At 46.7% G+C, this 17137-nt stretch carries 20 protein-coding genes and 1 tRNA gene; 19 read left to right on the top strand and 2 right to left on the bottom strand.

Going from position 1 to position 17137, the window contains the following annotated elements:
- Positions 1-74: 74 nt before the first annotated feature.
- From rpsP to A3842_RS02710, 5 genes are all read left to right on the top strand, one after another.
- The gene (rpsP, locus tag A3842_RS02730) at positions 75-347 is read left to right on the top strand and encodes a 30S ribosomal protein S16 (RefSeq protein WP_019910363.1); all 273 of its coding nucleotides are present in this window, start codon (positions 75-77) and stop codon (positions 345-347) included.
- 22 nt (positions 348-369) lie between these two features.
- The gene (locus A3842_RS02725) at positions 370-600 is read left to right on the top strand and encodes a KH domain-containing protein (protein WP_074088041.1); all 231 of its coding nucleotides are present in this window, start codon (positions 370-372) and stop codon (positions 598-600) included.
- A gap of 105 nt (positions 601-705) precedes the next feature.
- Positions 706-1230, top strand: coding sequence for a ribosome maturation factor RimM (rimM, locus tag A3842_RS02720; RefSeq protein ID WP_074088042.1), 525 nt, complete (start codon positions 706-708; stop codon positions 1228-1230).
- Complete coding sequence (gene trmD / locus A3842_RS02715; RefSeq protein ID WP_074100348.1) at positions 1230-1982, top strand: tRNA (guanosine(37)-N1)-methyltransferase TrmD; 753 nt, start codon at positions 1230-1232, stop codon at positions 1980-1982. Before rimM ends, trmD begins: the two co-directional genes overlap by 1 nt.
- Positions 1983-2793: 811 nt before the next feature.
- Positions 2794-2867, top strand: a tRNA-Pro gene (locus A3842_RS02710).
- A 174-nt stretch (positions 2868-3041) separates the two neighbouring features.
- On the opposite strand, the gene A3842_RS02705 is transcribed toward A3842_RS02710, so the two are convergent.
- Positions 3042-3248, bottom strand: a complete 207-nt coding sequence (locus A3842_RS02705) for a hypothetical protein (protein WP_074088044.1) — start codon at positions 3246-3248, stop codon at positions 3042-3044.
- A 229-nt stretch (positions 3249-3477) separates the two neighbouring features.
- Between A3842_RS02705 and A3842_RS02700 the strand changes: the two genes are divergently transcribed.
- Positions 3478-3729 carry a hypothetical protein gene (locus tag A3842_RS02700; protein WP_074088046.1) on the top strand — a complete coding sequence of 84 codons (252 nt, stop codon included), beginning with the start codon at positions 3478-3480 and terminating at the stop codon, positions 3727-3729.
- Between the two features lie 92 nt (positions 3730-3821).
- Here the strand turns inward: A3842_RS02700 and A3842_RS02695 are convergent, their stop codons facing one another.
- Complete coding sequence (locus A3842_RS02695) at positions 3822-4769, bottom strand: hypothetical protein (RefSeq protein ID WP_074100346.1); 948 nt, start codon at positions 4767-4769, stop codon at positions 3822-3824.
- A 355-nt stretch (positions 4770-5124) separates the two neighbouring features.
- Here A3842_RS02695 and A3842_RS02690 point away from each other — a divergent pair, with 355 nt between their 5' ends.
- The 13 genes from A3842_RS02690 to A3842_RS02630 all read left to right on the top strand — a co-directional run bounded on the left by A3842_RS02690 (position 5125) and on the right by A3842_RS02630 (position 17055).
- Positions 5125-5421, top strand: coding sequence for a hypothetical protein (locus A3842_RS02690; RefSeq protein ID WP_143186133.1), 297 nt, complete (start codon positions 5125-5127; stop codon positions 5419-5421).
- Between the two features lie 148 nt (positions 5422-5569).
- Positions 5570-5914 (top strand): 50S ribosomal protein L19, encoded by a 345-nt coding sequence (rplS, locus tag A3842_RS02685; protein WP_074088051.1) that lies wholly within the window; start codon positions 5570-5572, stop codon positions 5912-5914.
- 191 nt (positions 5915-6105) lie between these two features.
- Positions 6106-6726 carry a signal peptidase I gene (gene lepB, locus A3842_RS02680; protein ID WP_074100345.1) on the top strand — a complete coding sequence of 207 codons (621 nt, stop codon included), beginning with the start codon at positions 6106-6108 and terminating at the stop codon, positions 6724-6726.
- Between the two features lie 29 nt (positions 6727-6755).
- Entirely contained in the window at positions 6756-7616 is an 861-nt protein-coding gene (gene ylqF, locus A3842_RS02675) for a ribosome biogenesis GTPase YlqF (protein WP_074088054.1), read from the top strand.
- 203 nt (positions 7617-7819) lie between these two features.
- On the top strand, positions 7820-8431 hold the full coding sequence (locus tag A3842_RS02670; RefSeq protein WP_074100344.1) for a ribonuclease HII: 612 nt from the start codon (positions 7820-7822) through the stop codon (positions 8429-8431).
- A 153-nt stretch (positions 8432-8584) separates the two neighbouring features.
- Entirely contained in the window at positions 8585-10798 is a 2214-nt protein-coding gene (locus tag A3842_RS02665; protein WP_074100343.1) for a hypothetical protein, read from the top strand.
- A complete protein-coding gene (locus tag A3842_RS02660) occupies positions 10795-11097 on the top strand; it encodes an EscU/YscU/HrcU family type III secretion system export apparatus switch protein (protein WP_074088061.1) in 303 nt (100 codons plus the stop codon). Before A3842_RS02665 ends, A3842_RS02660 begins: the two co-directional genes overlap by 4 nt.
- The gene (locus A3842_RS02655) at positions 11094-11480 is read left to right on the top strand and encodes a YraN family protein (RefSeq protein WP_074088063.1); all 387 of its coding nucleotides are present in this window, start codon (positions 11094-11096) and stop codon (positions 11478-11480) included. The genes A3842_RS02660 and A3842_RS02655 overlap by 4 nt, the downstream gene beginning before the upstream one ends.
- A gap of 132 nt (positions 11481-11612) precedes the next feature.
- Positions 11613-12029 (top strand): hypothetical protein, encoded by a 417-nt coding sequence (locus tag A3842_RS02650; protein WP_083606844.1) that lies wholly within the window; start codon positions 11613-11615, stop codon positions 12027-12029.
- Positions 12030-12074: 45 nt separating this feature from the next.
- Positions 12075-12584 carry a metallophosphoesterase gene (locus A3842_RS02645; protein WP_074100342.1) on the top strand — a complete coding sequence of 170 codons (510 nt, stop codon included), beginning with the start codon at positions 12075-12077 and terminating at the stop codon, positions 12582-12584.
- Positions 12585-12783: 199 nt separating this feature from the next.
- The gene (locus A3842_RS02640) at positions 12784-14454 is read left to right on the top strand and encodes a YifB family Mg chelatase-like AAA ATPase (RefSeq protein WP_074100341.1); all 1671 of its coding nucleotides are present in this window, start codon (positions 12784-12786) and stop codon (positions 14452-14454) included.
- Between the two features lie 187 nt (positions 14455-14641).
- Positions 14642-15847 carry an RCC1 domain-containing protein gene (locus A3842_RS02635; RefSeq protein ID WP_074100340.1) on the top strand — a complete coding sequence of 402 codons (1206 nt, stop codon included), beginning with the start codon at positions 14642-14644 and terminating at the stop codon, positions 15845-15847.
- A 41-nt stretch (positions 15848-15888) separates the two neighbouring features.
- Entirely contained in the window at positions 15889-17055 is a 1167-nt protein-coding gene (locus A3842_RS02630; RefSeq protein ID WP_083609448.1) for a hypothetical protein, read from the top strand.
- The last annotated feature ends 82 nt before the right edge of the window (positions 17056-17137 follow it).

Raw genomic sequence — 17137 nt, 5'->3', positions numbered from 1 at the left:
GTTTGGGAGGGATCGAAAAAGGTTTCTCAAACAGATTGTGAAATTTACGATATTCTTATAAGGAGGTGAATTTCGTGGCAGTACGTATTCGTCTGAAAAGAATGGGTGCACATAAAGCGCCTTTCTATCGTGTAGTGGTTTCCGATTCCCGGTCCCCTCGTGACGGTCGTTTTATCGAGGAAATCGGTTATTATAATCCGATTGAAGTACCGGCAGTAGTTAAGATCGATGAGGAAAAAGCTCTTAAATGGCTTCAAACAGGTGCGCAGGCATCTGATACCGTCCGCAATCTGCTTTCCAAAGCAGGCGTGATGAAGAAGTTCCATGAGCTGAAGCAACAGAAATAATGACTGATTGCGAGGGTCCTCTATGGAAGAATTAGTTGGAGTTATTGCTAAGGCTTTAGTGGATCATCCAGAGGATGTGGCTGTACGGACTGTGGAGAAGGAACACCTGATTGTCTATGAGCTTTCTGTGCATCCAGATGATGTCGGCAAGGTCATCGGCAAGCAGGGCAGGATCGCCAAAGCGTTCCGTACCGTGGTCACATCTGCAGCAGTCAAGAGCGATAAACGCGTTACCGTGGATATTTTATCTTAAAGAATGCGTTCAATGAGGGGCTAGGGATAGTATATCCCGGCTCCTTTTTGTTGAAATATATAAGCAGGAACATACAGCACAAATTATAAGTAAGGAGAGGATCAGATGACGGAAGAACTGAATGTAGGCAAGCTGGTCAATACACATGGAATTCGCGGGGAGATCAAAATATTATCCTCTACCGATTTTCCGGAAGTCCGATTTGCACCGGGTAAAAAACTGCTTGTGGTTCCCGCCGATGGAAGCCCAAAATTCGAGGTAACCGTGGAAACCGCAAGAGAGCATAAAGGAATGTATATTGCCAAGCTGGAGGGATACACCAACATTAATCAGGTCGAGAAATATAAAGGAAGCATGCTGAAGGTTCCGAGTGACGATTTGGTGGAGCTGCCAGAGAATGAATACTACTTCCACCAGATTGTCGGCTGTGAGGTGTATACCGATGTGGACGACAGTCAACCTCTCGGCCAAATTACTGAAATTCTTCAGCCTGGTGCCAATGATGTATGGGTGGTAAAGCCGGCTAAAGGTCCCGAAATCCTGATTCCGGTGATCAACGATGTGGTACTAGATGTGGATATTCAGGCCAAGAAAATTAAGGTGCACTTGATGGAAGGGCTGCTGCCATGATGCGGATTGATGTGCTGACGCTTTTTCCTGAAATGTGTGAAGGTGTATTCGGCACTAGCATTCTAGGCAAAGCACGAGAAAAAGGGATCGTCTCACTGAATGCAGTTAACTTCCGTGACTTCTCCGGAAATAAGCATAACAGCGTGGATGATACGCCATATGGTGGTGGAGGTGGGATGGTGTTGAAGCCAGACCCTATCTTTGCTGCTGTGGAGCATGTGCTTGCTGTACCAGGAAATCAGGAGAAACCGCGCATCATTTTGATGTGCCCTCAGGGCCAGACGTATACTCAGCAGATGGCAGAGGAATTGGCACAGGAAGAGCATCTTATTTTTATCTGCGGTCATTATGAAGGCTACGATGAGCGGATCAGAGAGCATCTGGTGACGGATGAATTGTCGATCGGAGACTACGTACTTACCGGGGGGGAGCTTCCTGCGCTTACAGTGATCGATTCGATTGTGAGGCTGCAGCCTGGGGCGCTGGGCAATGAGACCTCTGCGGTGACTGATTCGTTCAGTACCGGTCTGCTGGAGTATCCGCATTATACCCGTCCGGCTGAATTTAGAGGGTGGAAGGTACCGGACATTCTGCTCAGTGGACATCATGCGAACATCGAAGTATGGCGGCGTGAACAGGCACTACAGCGTACTTTGGAACGCAGGCCGGACCTGTTAGAGACAGCTGAGTTGACGGTGAAGGATAAGACTGCTCTGGAACGACTGAAGAGATCGAGCAGTAATACACTTTAGTGGATATTTACTATAAAATGGAATATTTGACGTCTCGTTAACATATACTATGTTGATGAGGCGTTTTTTGTTGTGTTTGTTCTGCAATACAAATCTATGCAAAAGCTGAAAGGAAAATGAGACCCATAGAATATCTAAAAAAAATGCGAGCGGATGTGCGTTACAATCCTGTTTTTTGGGTAATTAGTAGAGGCGACGGAAATGAAGCAGCTATTTCAACTATCGAAAGGAATGAACATTAGTGACTACGAATACGCGTGAAGAATTCAAGCCAGACGTGGACACTGTCCACAAGGAAGCGGAGCCGCTCCGCACAGTAAATGATATTATCGATTTCTATACCAATCGTAAATCATAAGACCAATATAGTATGAATAAAAACCACTACCTCAGCTGACCTGCCGGAGTAGTGGTTTTTTATATCGGGATCAAAGGCATGGCATAAAGAGATTTGAAATATAAAAAAGACCGTCCGAAGACGGTCTCTTTACCCGAGGCGCTAGTTAAAACTTTGATCCGTATCCCGCGCCACCAGGGCCAGAACTTCAGCCGTTGGTCCGGGTAAGGGATACGTTCAACATGTCATGATTGATGTGAACGCACCTCCTTTCCTTGTGCCAAGAGTATAGCATAGCTGCTGCGAAAAAACCATGAATTTTAAGAAAAAAATAGTTTAGAGATTTGGAAAATTCCACTTGAAACTATTATGAATCTGCGGTATACATAAAATGAAGGTAAAAATCAGCGGCGCTTCAGTTCTACTATTGCGTTGAATGCGTATATTGAACAAGGGGCAGCAATACATATGCGTCGGGGTATAGCGCAGCCTGGTAGCGCGCACCCTTGGGGTGGGTGAGGTCGCAGGTTCAAATCCTGTTACTCCGATCAACTGGATATCATTAAGACAAAGAGAATCACGTTCAGCTGGTTAAGATACCGAAGCGACGTGATTCTTTTTGATGTGCTCGTAGTAAGCTTGTGACTGCAATAAAAAACACTCCCTGCTGAACCAAAGGTCCAGAGGAAGTGTTAAGGAAGAATATGGAGGTTATCCGTGGCTCAAACCCTAGAACCGTGATCGCGGTGGTTCCGGCGATCTTTGGCAAGCATCACAATACCCGAACCGAGCGCATAGATAGCTACTACCGAAAATAATACGACCACCCATGTGTAATTCCGTACAGTATAGGTAAGCGATGCAAAGATGATGAACCAGGCGATACGAAGCACCCCTTCATTGATAAATCTTTTGCCAGCTGCACTCATGAGAATTGCCTCCTCTGATAAAATTAAATTTGTCCATCCTTCGTAAGCGCTCTAATTATGACTATTATAATAATAATAACTCCTTTTTCTCAAAAATGATACACAATGTTCACAAGTACTTTGTTTCACAGATATTTTTTTTATTGCTATCTGCCACACGGCTACTGCCGTTCCCGGCTTATCCCCCTCCGCATACCATACAGAATCACGAATGAGGAGGGGTTCTCAGGTGGAAGCCTATTATAATTGTCTACATTGTATGAACAAAAGAGTTCGCATCATGACTACAGACGGTAAGCGGCATGAAGGAATCATTGTGAATGTGGATAGAAATAATGTATATTTGAAAACAAAGGGCAACGGTAAAATGAAGACATCGGCATTTAATCCTTACGGAAATTACTATGGCGGGTTTTACGGGTACGGCAGTGAGATCCTGACGTTAAGCTTGTTCACTTTGCTGGCTATAGCACTGATTTAGTTCCAGACACACAAAAGAAGCCAATCTCAAGGCGAGACTGGCTTCTTTTGTGTGTCACAGTGAGGCTGGTTCAGCCCCACTGATTTCATATGCTATTGAACTGTAATAGAACCAATTTGTGTGGATAGTGAGATGAGTGGACCGCCGCCATTCATTTCCCTTTTTCGGGATCCGCTTCCGGTAATTTGACCGAGCTCGCTTTTAGTGGATACGGTGCACTTGAGTCCGCTGTTGAGATCTGCAGTTATTTTGCCGATATCGCTGCTTGCCATTAGCGAGCTTTCAGACTCCATGCCTCGGATATCCAGTTCGATGCTACCCGTATTGGATTTCACTGTTGATTTTCCGCTGAATTGTACAGCCTCGAGAACTATTGCGCCTACATTGCTGTCTATGTGGAAGGTGCCATTCAGGCCATGCAGCCGAATTGCTCCGACATTGTTGCTGATATAGTATTCATCCATAGTTGAAGGTACCTGAATCTCATAATTGATGCTGAAATCGGAGGAGCCATACTTCTTTTGGGCCCAGGTCCATAGATCTTTTTGGGGCTCATTCATGGCATGCGTGGATACCTTAAGCTCATTGCCGTCAGCTTGAACTGTAACTTCTGCGCTGTCTAGAATTTTCTGTTCTGCCTCCTGATTATGACCGGGGTGTGTGATGACTGTTGCTTTAATGGTGATGAAATCGCTGTTCCCGGAAATGATCTTCACTTCACCAACGCTATTCTCCAGAACTAGTGCTGATACAGAATCGGCTTTTTTAGCAATATTGAGCTCTTTGCTCAAACTGCCCGTTTTTATTTCTTCAGCCACCTTTGCAGCGCCATTCTGAACAGCCTGCTCCACACCTAAGGTCGCCTCGCCTAAACCTTGCTTTACTGTCTCAACGGTTTCCTGCTGGAAATTTCCGTTTAATCGCTGTTCAAGCTGATGGTCCGCAGCTTCTTTGCCTGGCAGCTCCCGGCAACCGGATAGCAGTGCAATAGAGAGAACGGCGACCGCCGCGATGATTGCTGTATTATGATTTCTTTTCAATTTCAGACCCTCCCGTAATTGCTTGTCGCTTATGTATAATCCATACTATATCTTATGGGAAAAAATTGAAAAACAGGCCGGGGACGGGTTACTGTACTGGACTAAAGTCTAGGATGCCTTGGTCGGCTACATTTCATTGAAGAGGTATGCTAGAATAAACAATGTGAGTGATGTTTTGAACGTGAAGTCATTGTTTTTGGCGAGGCTGAAGCAAACGGCTAACATATATTTGGATATAGGGCTGTTGCAGCCAGCTTGATTAAGCTTTGCTTCAGCGCTGGAGAAGTGTTATCGTCGCCATGTGAGGCCCGGGATGGTCTGTTTACTATTAGACTGACACCAGTCAAGGGAGCGGATGATACAGATGCAATATGCGGCAGTTGTAGTTGTGTTGTTAGTTGGTGTGGTTGTATATTTTGGTTACTTCAGCCCAAGAAGACAATCTTCAAGGCCGAAAAACAGCACTGCCAGTAATGTGATTTCTATGGACCGTCACCGAAAAGCCAAGCAGAGTACTGAGGAACAGCCTTGCTCTTCCTGTAAAAAGAAAAACGGTAAGCTGATCTTCTATGCTCAGGATAACGGGACGGTTGTCGGCTTGTGCAAGGACTGCAAAGTAAAGGCGAAGAAGCGGGATATGATGCCTCTCTGAATCTCGAAAAATAAGTTGTCTTTTCTGGTGGTTTATGATAATATTATTTCTGTTGTGTGGAATACGGTGGTCCTCTGCGGATAATGAGGGAGAGCAATGATCTCTCCGGAAGAGGCAAGAACACCTGTACGGAAGGAGGAAGTCCTAAATGAATATCCTACAAGCAATTACGCAAGAGCAACTTCGCAAAGATATCCCGAGTTTTCGCCCGGGTGATACTTTGAAAGTGCATGTAAAAGTTATCGAAGGAACTCGTGAACGGATCCAGTTGTTCGAAGGCGTTGTAATCAAACGTCGCGGCGGTGGAATTGGTGAGACTTTTACGGTTCGTAAAATCTCTTACGGTGTTGGTGTGGAAAGAACTTTCCCAATCAACTCGCCAAAGATCGAGAAAATCGAAGTGGCTCGCCGTGGTAAAGTGCGTCGTGCGAAGCTGTATTACCTTCGTGACCTGCGCGGTAAAGCTGCAAGAATTAAAGAAATCCGTCGCTAATATTGCGGCAAAGGAAAGGGGCTTGATTTCAAGCCCCTTTCCTTTATTCTTCTATTAATATAGTATAGATCATATATGCCTTAGGATCAGCTTCTCCGAAAAGGCCTCCTGACGGAGTATTCGTGGAGGAGTTTTTGGCAGGAGTTTTTTTGTTGTATAGTGAGGGTAGCATATAGAGAGGATGGTGAACTATGCAGCAGGATTTTCAGCAGGGACAAGGTGAAATTGTGGAGCCTGACGGCAAGAATCCCCGCAAGCCCAAAAATGAAGTGTTGGAATGGATTAAAGCAATCGCTATTGCTTTGATTCTGGTGATTTTGATACGCTGGCTTTTGTTCAAGCCGTTTATTGTGGATGGACCTTCTATGCGGCCGAATTTCCATACCGGTGAACGTGTGATTGTCAATGAAATCTTATATGACATCCGCTCGCCTCAGCGGGGTGAGGTTATTGTGTTCCATGTACCATCTGAAGGTAAGGATTTCATCAAACGTGTAATCGGCGTAGCTGGGGATACCGTAAAAGTCGAAGGCGATGTTGTTACTGTGAACGGCGAACCGGTAAATGAAACTTACATCAAAGGTGCGATTGACCAGGCACATAATAATAACACATTGTACAACAACACGAATTTCCCGAACGAAGACATTACGGATGGAACAGTTCCGAAAGGGCATGTCTTTGTTATGGGGGATAACCGTTCCGACAGTAAGGACAGCCGGATGATCGGCTATGTGCCGTTGAGCGATATTGTCGGACGTGCAGACCTGATCTTTTGGCCGGTAAAAGATATTACAATGATTAAACATTAAGTTGACGGAAGTCAAAGGAGGTGACGGCAATGGCCATTCAATGGTTTCCTGGTCATATGACGAAGGCTAGGCGGCAAATCGAGGATAAGCTGAAGCTGATTGATGTATGTATAGAATTGCTCGATTCCCGTCTGCCGCTATCCAGCCGCAATCCGATGATTGACGATATTTTGCGGGACAAGCCAAGACTGATTATTCTGAATAAAGCGGACTTGGCTGACCCTGAAGCTACACGGAAATGGCTGGCCTATTTCAGGGCAGAGGGCCATGTTGCGCATCCGGTAGATGCGGCTACTGGCACGGGCATCAAGGAGATTCCTGAGCAGGTTAAGCTGCTGCTGAAGGAGAAGATCGACCGGCAGATTGCCAAAGGGATGAATCCGCGTCCAAGCCGGGCGTTGATCGTCGGGATTCCTAATGTGGGCAAATCTACGCTCATTAACCGGATGGCGGGCAAAAACATCGCGGCAACGGGTGACCGCCCGGGCGTTACCAAAGGACAGCAATGGATTAAGACGGGTGGAAATCTGGAGCTTCTGGACACGCCAGGGATACTGTGGCCAAAATTCGAGGATCAGGATGTAGGCTACCGTCTGGCGGTAACCGGTGCGATCAAAGAAGAGATCCTGAATATTGAGGATATCGCTTTTTTTGCAGTGAAGTATCTGGTCAAGGATTATGGGGCAAGCTTCCAGGAGCGTTTTGGAATCGAGAAGCTTCCTGAGGATCTGGAGAATCCAGACGAAATTGTTGCTGTTATGGAAGCTGTCGGCCGTAAACGGGGTTGTCTAATCAGCGGTGGCCGGGTGGACCTGGAGAAGGCTTCACGCCTATTGCTGCATGATCTGCGGGCGGGGAAGCTGGGACGGTTTACACTGGAGACACCTTAAATACAGAATCATGAGGAATGGAAGAACCATCCGAGTCATTGGGGTGGTTTTTTGTTATGCATATGTGAATGAATGGTCCTGAAATTGGAAGGGGTATTTTGAGCAAAAAGTGGGATGACCAGGGCGTATTCTTATGATAAGCTGGCTTGTACAAGGAATGGGAATTTAGAATTGGTGGTGGAGGAACAGTGAGTTCAATAGATATGTTAAGCTACGAAAAGGGATGCTGGGAGCAGGATTACCGGAGAATAGCAGGCGTTGATGAGGTAGGAAGAGGCTGTCTGTTCGGCGATGTGGTAGCGGCTGCGGTGATTTTACCGGAAGGCCTCATTATAGAGGGTGTTGATGATTCTAAGAAGCTAACAGCGAAGAAGCGGGAGAACCTGTTCGAGCAGATTATGGAGCAGGCGTTGGCGGTAAGTGTAGGTCATGTCGACTCAATGGTCATAGATGAGATCAATATCAAGCAGGCTTCCAGGCTGGCGATGAAAAAGGCGGTAGAAGGTCTGGGAAGTACTCCTGACTATATGCTGATCGATGCAGAAAAGGTAGATCTTCCCTTGCCACAGCGTGCGATTATCAAAGGGGATGCCAATAGCCAGTCTATTGCCGCTGCTTCTATAGTGGCCAAGGTTACACGTGACCGGCTGTGCGAAGGCCTGTGGGAAGAGTTATATCCGGATTACGGTATTAAAATACATAAAGGTTATGCGACTAAACTCCATAGAGAACAGATCCTGGCTCTGGGACCGACTCCCATGCACCGCCGCAGTTTTCTGGGGAGAATTCTATCGGATGAACTGACATTGTTTTAAGATGAAAGAGACGGATAGATACAACGCTTCCTATTATATAAGTTGTTATGATAACTGCACTGAAGAGGAGCTTAGATCAAGGGGCTATCTTATAAAAAGCTTAATAATACCGATATAAATGAAAAGATATATATGAAAGGAGGGGAGATAGGCATGAACATCGGATCTTTGATTCGCGGATTACTTGGAGACAATAAACCGGGTGAGCCCAAGGCGGTAGAGCTAAAGGAAGGGCAGGTGGTCCGCGGTGTGGTGCTCAGTGTGTCGGATTCCGGTAAAGAGGCAGTAGTACAGATTCAAGGTACTCCTGTCCGTGCGGAGCTGGAGACACCGCTGCAGCCTGGACAAACGTTGAATTTGCAGGTTGCTCCTCCGGGAGAAGGCGGCTTGCCCGTATTAAAACCGGTCTCCTCCGGTGAGGCAGCATTGGCTTCGCCGCAAAGTATGGGGGAAGCACTTGAATCGCTGGGACTTACAGATTCCAAGGCAGGAAAGGAAATCATTCAGGCTATGGTATCTGGCGGCGTCGCTCTGACCAAGGAAACAGCAGCGAAGCTGGATGCAGTAATGAATGCTAAACCGCCAAATATTCCGGTGTCAGAGTGGCTGGAGGCGGCAGTCATTTCGGTAAAACGTGGACTTCCTGTCACGGCGGAAAGTGTGAAAGGTCTACAGCAAGCGGTGTTCGGGCCTAAGCTGCATCAGCTTGTAGCTCAGCTTGAAACGGCGATCGGCCAATGGGCTCAGCAGGAAAACGATGCTGCGGGTGGAAATACTGCTTCACCGAATACCTCCACTCCGCCTGCCTCGGCTGTTATTCCAGGAGCAGCGACTCCTCCGGCAGCAGGAACACCTGTGAACGGAGGCGCTGCGACTTCTTTGGCAGCAGAAATTCCCGGAAACGGAAATTCGGCGGCTCCTGTTAATACTGCAGCAAATCAAGTTGCTGCAGTTAAAGTAAGTGGGACGGATGTAGCAGCGGTGCCAGCGGCTGCATCCGATTCAGCATTGGCTATTGAAGGGGCTGACGTTCCCGGAACGCCTTCTGGTGGCATTGTGAAAACCATGCAGCCTGCCGGGAACGAAGCTGCAGCAGTGGCGGTCAATACATCTGCTGGTGCAGCGGAACCATCGGCTGCAGCCTTTGCTGGCCAAACAGGGACCGCTCCTGCTTCGCTGGATGGAGAAGTGGGTGCTGCTGATGCAGGCCCTGCACTAAAGACAGACAACACTCCAAAGGCTGGTAATGTCCAGCCTGCCGCAGCGGGATCTGGAGCCGCAGCGGGTAATCCTTCTGCAGAGCAGGCAGAAGGGACTGATGTTCGTTCCGGTACGCAGCCGGAACGAACGGCATTGCCAGCAGCAGAGAACTCTGCTGGCAAAGGTACCGCCCTGCTCGCGAAGCTGCAGGGCGTGCTCACCGAGCTGCGCGGCACACTGCCGCAGCTTGCTTCCGCCCCGCCCGCTGACGCGGCGGGACAAGTCCCTGCCCCAGCGGCCGCGCAGCCACCGCAGGGCACTACAGCCCCGCCAGCAGCGGCGGGGCAAGAGCCAGCCCCCGCGCCTGCAGGGCAGCGCGGGGAAGGACCGTCTGCGGCGGCGCAGCAGACGGTTACCGCAGCCACCCGCGACATGGAGTCGTGGGTGGGGCGGGTGCTGAAGCTGCTCGGTGCGGAGCACGAGCAGCAGGCCGTTCGCGGCGGCGGGCATGCCGCCGCAGAGGTGCGGGCCGCGGCAGGGCCGGCAGCCGCGGCAGGGCGTGAGGCAGCGCTGCCTCAGGCGGCGCTGGCGAGTGCTGCTATCGGCGATGATACGGCTGCCGATACGCTGAAAGGCGTGCTGCTGCAGGTGCTGGGCAGCAGCGAAGTGCCGCCCGCGGTCAAAGAAGCCGCGGGCCAGCTGGTGCAGCAGTTGACGGGGCAGCAACTGCTCCTGAATACGGATCGGACGGCTCCGTTTGCACAAGTAACGATGTTCCTGCCGCTGCACGGTCCGGACGGGCAGGAAACAGCTTCTGTCCATATCCAGTCGAGACGGGGCCGTAAGGGCGAACTCGATGCATCGAACTGCCGCCTGTGGTTTGACCTGGATATGAAGCAGCTGGGACAGACACTGGTAGATGTGCAGGTGGTGGACAGAATCGTAAGTCTGAAGCTGCATAACGATACACCATGGGTATTAGAGCTGCTTGAAGAACGTAAGGATGAGATTGGAGCAGCAGTGGAATCGATCGGCTATCAGCTGTCCAGCTTGAGGACAGAACCCCTCCCGCAGCCTAGTGCGGCATCTGCAGCCATTGCGGGCGGCGCGGGCAGACTGGCAGATTATGTGCCTGATTCCTACAAAGGAGTGGATTACCGCATATGAGTGAGTCCGCCGATGAAATTTCTCAAAACCTGAAAAAAGCGGTTGCTCTTAAATATTCGCCCGGTCAAAGTGAAGCGCCGGTCGTAGTCGCCAAAGGACAAGGTGCGGTAGCAGATAAGATTCTGCAGATGGCGAAGGACAGCGGGGTTGCTGTCCAAGAGGATGCTGCCCTGGTAGAAGTCCTCTCCAAGCTTGACCTGGACCAGCAGATTCCTCCACAGCTCTACCAGCTTGTAGCGGAAATTCTTAGCTTTGTTTACCAGAGTGACCGCTCTGCGGGAGAACGGAGGCAGATGTGAGTGAGGTTTCGTCTGAAGAACCCTATACCCGCAAGCAAAAAGGTGCTGATGGCGAGAAAGCCGCTCAACAATACCTAACTGCACAAGGTTACCGGATCATAGAATGTAACTGGCGCTGCCGCAGCGGGGAACTGGATATTATTGCTGAATACGGTGAAGTGCTTGTTTTTATTGAAGTGCGGAGCCGCAGTGGAAGTCCTCTTCAGGGTACCCCTGAAGAATCTGTGGATGAGCGGAAGATTCGTCAGGTGCGTGCGACCGCCCAGGTATACATGCATATGAAGAATGCATATGAACGCCGGGTCTCTTTTGACGTCATCACGGTGATGCTGAATGAGGGTAGGAGTATTGCATCGCTGCATCATATACGGGAGGCTTTTTGAAAGTTTTTATACATTTTGTTGACTTTTCAAACATACAGTCTTGACATACCCTCCGTACTATGGGTCATTTCTCCAAGGAAATGGGTAAACATTATTGTAACTTTTAATGCCACCATGAGGAGGGCTGTCCGAGTGAGCAATCAACCGTTGGATATACAGGTGAATTTTACTTGCCAATATTGTAACACCAAAATTGCAGTAGAGCTTGGCGGAGAGCCTGTGTCCGTTATTTGCTGCAGCAAGTGTAACAAGACCTTTACCGTTATGCGGCCAGCCATAGCGGAGGAGATTTTGATTGATTGGGAAAATGAAGCATTATTCCAAAAAATCCGGGCCGAAAAAACCCAGAGCAGCAATAGCAGCCTTTTGTCGCTAGTCATCCGAGTGATTGAACTGCTGACCTGGCGCGACAAAGGAAACGGGCAGGTAGAAGCCATCAAAGAGATGCGGCACTGGCTTATAGAGCATGAGGAAGTGCCTCCGCTAGCGGAGTTGATTAAGCTGGATACGAACAGTCAGCGTTCTTCCAAACGGAACTGGAACGATTGAAGTGTTCGCAGAAGCTATTTCTGAGTACAGAAGAAGGGGATAGGGATGTCAAATATTTTTTTTACATCAGATCAACATTTTGGGCATAAACTGATTATTGATTTTGAGTCCCGTCCCTTTGGCAGTGTGGAAGAAATGGACCGGGTGATGATCGAGAAGTGGAATTCTGTGGTCGGTACAGAAGATACAGTCTTTCACTTGGGGGATTTTTCTTTCTTGAACCTGGAAAAAACACGGGAGATTGTATCTGCCCTCAATGGCTATAAAATCCTGATTCTAGGTAATCATGACCGCAGCCGAGGCCGGAACTGGTGGCTTGAAGCCGGATTTAATGAAGTCAGTGAGTATCCTGTAATATATAAAGATTTCTTTTTTCTTTCACACGAACCCATGTATATGAATAAGCAGATGCCTTACGTAAATGTGCACGGCCACATTCATAGCCAGAAGTATGAGGGGAAGAATTATTTCAACATTTGCGTAGAACACTGGGACTATACACCTTTATCTTTTGCCCAAATCAGAGATTATGTTGTGGTGAATGAGGAAGGATAACGAAATTTTTGTATTTCGAAGCTTGCATACTTATGTAATTTGGGGCAATATCCCTTTTCATATCGGTAACCCTTGATTAAGCCCATGGAATATAAGTATACTAAGGATAAAAGAATAACCGGAAATTGAGGAAGCACCCTTTTTCTTGAATTTAGTCCGCCCGTCATGGGCGTATTTCAAGAGAAGAGGTGTTTTTGTTATGTATGGGAAAATGCACAGTGCGTGCCTGTATGGGATAGAGGGTGTCATGATTGGAGTGGAAATCGATCTGGCCAATGGTCTGCCGCAGACGAGCATCATTGGGTTGCCTGATTCGGCGATCCGGGAAGCTGTAGAGAGAGTACGTGCCGCCGTCAAAAATTGTGGTTACCGTTATCCGCAGCAGCGGGTCACCATAAATTTGGCTCCAGCTGACCTCCGTAAGGAAGGATCTGCATTCGATCTTGCCATTGCTCTTGGTATTTTGACCACAAGCGGGCAATTGGATATGCCTGAAGCGGAACAACTGTTATTAATTGGTGAGCTGGCGCTGGACGGAAGTTTGCGGCCCGTTACCGGAGTGCTGTCTATGGTAGAAGCAGCTCGCCGCAACGGCATGAAGGGTGTACTCGTTCCGAAAGGAAATGCCGCCGAAGCGTCATTAATCAGCGGAATGACCGTATATGCAGCGGAGCATTTACGACAGCTGCTGCCACCGGATGCAGATAGGGAGCTATTAACTGTTCGCCCCTTATCTACTTTTTCTTCGCAACTGAGTGAGCTTCCTTTTCCAGTTACGGTTAGTACAAGCCAGACGGAAAAAGACCGCCCACCAGTTAAGGTGCTATCTCTGAATCATCTTAGATTCATTCCTGAATATGCGCACACTGATTCAGGAAGCTCCGAAGTGAATATGATGGCGGAGGACTATAGTGATGTTCTCGGGCAGAATCATGTGAAGCGCGCCTTGATGATAGCTGCTGCCGGGATGCACAATATTGTTCTGATGGGACCGCCGGGAACGGGAAAGACCATGCTGATCAAACGGCTTCCAGGCATACTTCCGGAACTTGATGATAATGAGTCGCTGGAGGTGACCAAAATCTTCAGTTCCGCAGGCAAATTGAAGGAAGCGAACAGCGGATTATTGCGCAGCCGCCCGTTTCGTTCCCCCCATCATACGATCTCAGCTGCAGGACTGATCGGTGGCGGGGGGATTCCCAAGCCGGGAGAGGTGAGCCTGGCACATCGAGGTGTTCTCTTTTTGGACGAGCTGCCCGAGTTCTCCCGCAATGTGCTTGAAGTACTCCGTCAGCCCCTTGAGGATGGAGTGGTAACGATCAGCCGCGCCCGGGCTGCATTTACATTTCCGGCACAATTTTTACTCGCATGTTCAATGAATCCTTGCAGCTGTGGATATTTAGGGAGCATAGGGACGACGAAGCGATGCACCTGCAGTCCGGCAAAGATCGCCCAATACCGCGGCAAAATTTCCGGACCGCTGCTGGACCGGATTGATATGCAGGTGGATGTTCCCCGTCCGAGAGACTGGGAGGAGCAGGGGGCCTCGATATCTTCGTCGGAGATGCGCACCGAGGTTCTTAAGGTACAAGCTATTCAAAAGGAACGTTACAGAGGTCTGCCGATCTCATGGAACAGCGAGCTTTCAGGGACTGCTCTGCGCCGTTATGCAAGGCTTCAAAAAGACGGGAGACAATTACTGAATGATATTCTGGAAAGTCTCGGCTTAAGTATGCGGGCGCATGACCGGATCATTAAGCTGGCCCGTACTATTGCTGATCTTGAAGGTGCAGCAGATATCGGTTCATCCCATCTTGCCGAAGCTGTCCAATACCGTAATTTGGACAGGCAAGTAATGGTTTGTGAATAGCAGGATTAGGGTTTATTGAAATCTAAGGGTGATTCGTCAAATTGATAGATAAACAAGGGGAAATATAAATAATAAGAAATTAATACTTTGACATATCCCTTAAATTCATATATTTTACTATATAGGTATAAATTCCATTAACATAAGATGGGTTTATATAAAAATAATAGAATGGGGAGTGTAACAAATGAAAAGAGAGCATTTCAAGAGCGTTACTAGAAAAGGAAGGAAATTGTCAGTACTATTAATTGCTTTAGCTGTCTCCGCTGTAGGTTTTTCTACAAAAACACATGCAGCTATAGAACAAAGAAATGATTACTTGATATCTGGAAGTTTTTATAATAACTATGTAATAATGGGGAACGGTTCTGCCTTTTATTCAGCAGGGTCTAATTCAAATGGTAAATTAGGTGCTGGCCTAAGTGTGAACCAATCAAAAGTTCCTGTTGAAGGGATTGGAACTGATTTTGTGATGGTACGTGCTGGTCTTACTCATACAGTTATGTTAAAAGATGATGGAACCATTTGGTCATTTGGTTATTCGAGTCATGGTGAATTAGGTACCGGAAATAAAATAGATACTGAAAGAGAACCGTACCTTAACACTTACATTGATAATGTTAAAGAAATTGGTGCAGGAGGATACTTTACTCTAGCGCTGAAAAATGATGGGACAGTTTGGTCTTATGGAGAAAACAATTTTGGGCAACTAGGCAATGGAAGTACAATAGAATCTGTAAAACCGGTGAAAGTTTCGAATTTGAGCAATATAACAAGAATTGATGCTGGTGAGGGTAGTGGTGGAGCGTTGGATAAAAATGGAAATTTATGGGTTTGGGGTCAGAATGCTTCGGGTCTTCTTGGACAAGGTGACACTGTTAATAGACTCACTCCGGTTCTCTATCCTGCAACTAAAGTGAAAGACTTTTCCATTGGTGAAGATGGGATTAATGTTTTAACTGAGGATGGAATTGTTTATACCTCTGGGTTAAATACCTACGGGGAGTTGGGAATTGGTAAAACCCCTAAGACGAAACAATTAACACCCGCTATTGTTAATATTAATGATGTAATTCAGGTATCAAGAGGAGAAACACATAGTTTAGTTTTGAAAAAAGATGGTACTGTTTGGAGTTGGGGAGTGAATAGTTACGGTCCAGTTGGTGATGGGACTACAGTGAATGCAATGTATCCTGTTCAAGTGCTGGATTCTAACTCACAGCCACTACAAGATATTGTAGTTGTTAACGCTGATGGAAGAAGCTCTGTTGCAGTGAATTCTGCTGGAGTAGTCTATTCATGGGGAAGGAATACAAATGGGCAATTGGGGATAGATAGCACTATCGACCAAAAATTAGCAATTGAAACGCTGTTTCCAAATATTTTTGACTGATTGTTTCTTTGCTAAGTGAATATATTATTAAAGGAGTAAATATGAAAATAATAAATAAATTAGTAATTTTTGTTCTGGTATTTTTCTTGGTATTTAGTGTAAAGGGAAGTCCAACAAATGCTACTGGTAGTCTATTAGAGAGTGAAGTTCATCAAAACATTCTTGAGGATTTCGCAGTAGATAATCTAGAGCAACACCAGGACGTAAAGGAGTATTTACTCAGTCATGGTTATGAATATTATCTGGAACAAGATCTAAACCTTAATCAAGAATTAATGAATAAAGAGCAATCTGATATTCAGCCGGCAATAGATAATTATGATCTTTTTGATTCAGAAACTAACGAGAGCTTTGCAGGTGATGGTGATACAAATGATGGTGAGATCGATGAGCCTGTTCTACCTGATGAAGAGGTCGAGATCAGTGGTGAGAAACGAGAAGAACTTATTCAAAAGTATCAGTTAGATAAACCAGAAGTGGAAGAGGCTGGATACGACCAAAATTTTCTAGTGAAAAGAGACGCATTAACAAAAGCTGTAAGCAATGTCTGGCTGTTATCTTATATTCCAACTAACACAACATTTGTGGTTAGCGTAGTGAATTTGGGCAATGATTCTATTGATCGCATTTCGGGTACAATCAAAAAATATAATAAAAGCAAAGACAAATGGACTGCGGTGAGCCCAGTGAAAAACTTTTCCAAAGCGTCGGTAAATAGTGGTATTGTAAATACATGGATTACAAATAGAACATCTGTATCAGATTATTTTGAATATAAAATAACTGTGCAAGAAGATGGCTCAACTTGGAATTACAATAACACTGGTCAAGTTAATTATCAAAGATATAATTTCTTGGGCGGTATTTTCAACAAAATGAGTGCTCTAGGTGGAGAAAGGCATCATTTTGTCTCAAACGATGCTTTGAAAAGAGCTTCTTTCAATTCTAATGCTGCACCTGCTATCAGAATGTTGTACAGAGACCATTTGAATACCCCATCGTGGGGGAGTTCTTTACAATCCGATATTTACAGAGATAAAGAGTTCGATTTGTTGAATGCCAAAAAATACGTTGATTTGTTGCAGATGGAAGTTGATGGACTGAAAGCCGCCAAAGACTCCGAAGGTAAGTACAAAAATTTGCAAGTGAAATATATAAATGAAGTAGTAGAGGCTTTGTACTTGTCTGAAATCTATTATGGTATTTAATAATTAATGAGGTGGTTTAATCTATGGACAGTATAGTAATTGAACCATCAATTGGAATAGGGAAAATCAAGTTGGGTATGTC

The organism is Paenibacillus sp. P3E, from assembly GCF_001909045.1.
Taxonomy (GTDB): Bacteria; Bacillota; Bacilli; order Paenibacillales; family Paenibacillaceae; genus Paenibacillus_AQ; species Paenibacillus_AQ helianthi.
The sequence above is the reverse complement of the archived record's forward strand: the minus strand, read 5'-3'. Positions and strand labels throughout refer to the sequence as shown.

What these genes read in the sequence shown, in the direction of transcription:
- A3842_RS02665 (WP_074100343.1), top strand. Translation starts at nt 8,585, where the DNA reads ATGAACATCGGATCTTTGATTCGCGGATTACTTGGAGACAATAAACCG.
- A3842_RS02635 (WP_074100340.1), top strand. Translation starts at nt 14,642, where the DNA reads ATGAAAAGAGAGCATTTCAAGAGCGTTACTAGAAAAGGAAGGAAATTG.
- A3842_RS02690 (WP_143186133.1), top strand. Translation starts at nt 5,125, where the DNA reads ATGATACAGATGCAATATGCGGCAGTTGTAGTTGTGTTGTTAGTTGGT.
- ylqF (WP_074088054.1), top strand. Translation starts at nt 6,756, where the DNA reads ATGGCCATTCAATGGTTTCCTGGTCATATGACGAAGGCTAGGCGGCAA.
- A3842_RS02705 (WP_074088044.1), bottom strand. Translation starts at nt 3,248, where the DNA reads ATGAGTGCAGCTGGCAAAAGATTTATCAATGAAGGGGTGCTTCGTATC.
- A3842_RS02640 (WP_074100341.1), top strand. Translation starts at nt 12,784, where the DNA reads ATGTATGGGAAAATGCACAGTGCGTGCCTGTATGGGATAGAGGGTGTC.
- A3842_RS02630 (WP_083609448.1), top strand. Translation starts at nt 15,889, where the DNA reads ATGAAAATAATAAATAAATTAGTAATTTTTGTTCTGGTATTTTTCTTG.
- trmD (WP_074100348.1), top strand. Translation starts at nt 1,230, where the DNA reads ATGCGGATTGATGTGCTGACGCTTTTTCCTGAAATGTGTGAAGGTGTA.
- A3842_RS02660 (WP_074088061.1), top strand. Translation starts at nt 10,795, where the DNA reads ATGAGTGAGTCCGCCGATGAAATTTCTCAAAACCTGAAAAAAGCGGTT.
- A3842_RS02670 (WP_074100344.1), top strand. Translation starts at nt 7,820, where the DNA reads ATGTTAAGCTACGAAAAGGGATGCTGGGAGCAGGATTACCGGAGAATA.
- rimM (WP_074088042.1), top strand. Translation starts at nt 706, where the DNA reads ATGACGGAAGAACTGAATGTAGGCAAGCTGGTCAATACACATGGAATT.
- lepB (WP_074100345.1), top strand. Translation starts at nt 6,106, where the DNA reads ATGCAGCAGGATTTTCAGCAGGGACAAGGTGAAATTGTGGAGCCTGAC.
- A3842_RS02725 (WP_074088041.1), top strand. Translation starts at nt 370, where the DNA reads ATGGAAGAATTAGTTGGAGTTATTGCTAAGGCTTTAGTGGATCATCCA.
- rplS (WP_074088051.1), top strand. Translation starts at nt 5,570, where the DNA reads ATGAATATCCTACAAGCAATTACGCAAGAGCAACTTCGCAAAGATATC.
- A3842_RS02645 (WP_074100342.1), top strand. Translation starts at nt 12,075, where the DNA reads ATGTCAAATATTTTTTTTACATCAGATCAACATTTTGGGCATAAACTG.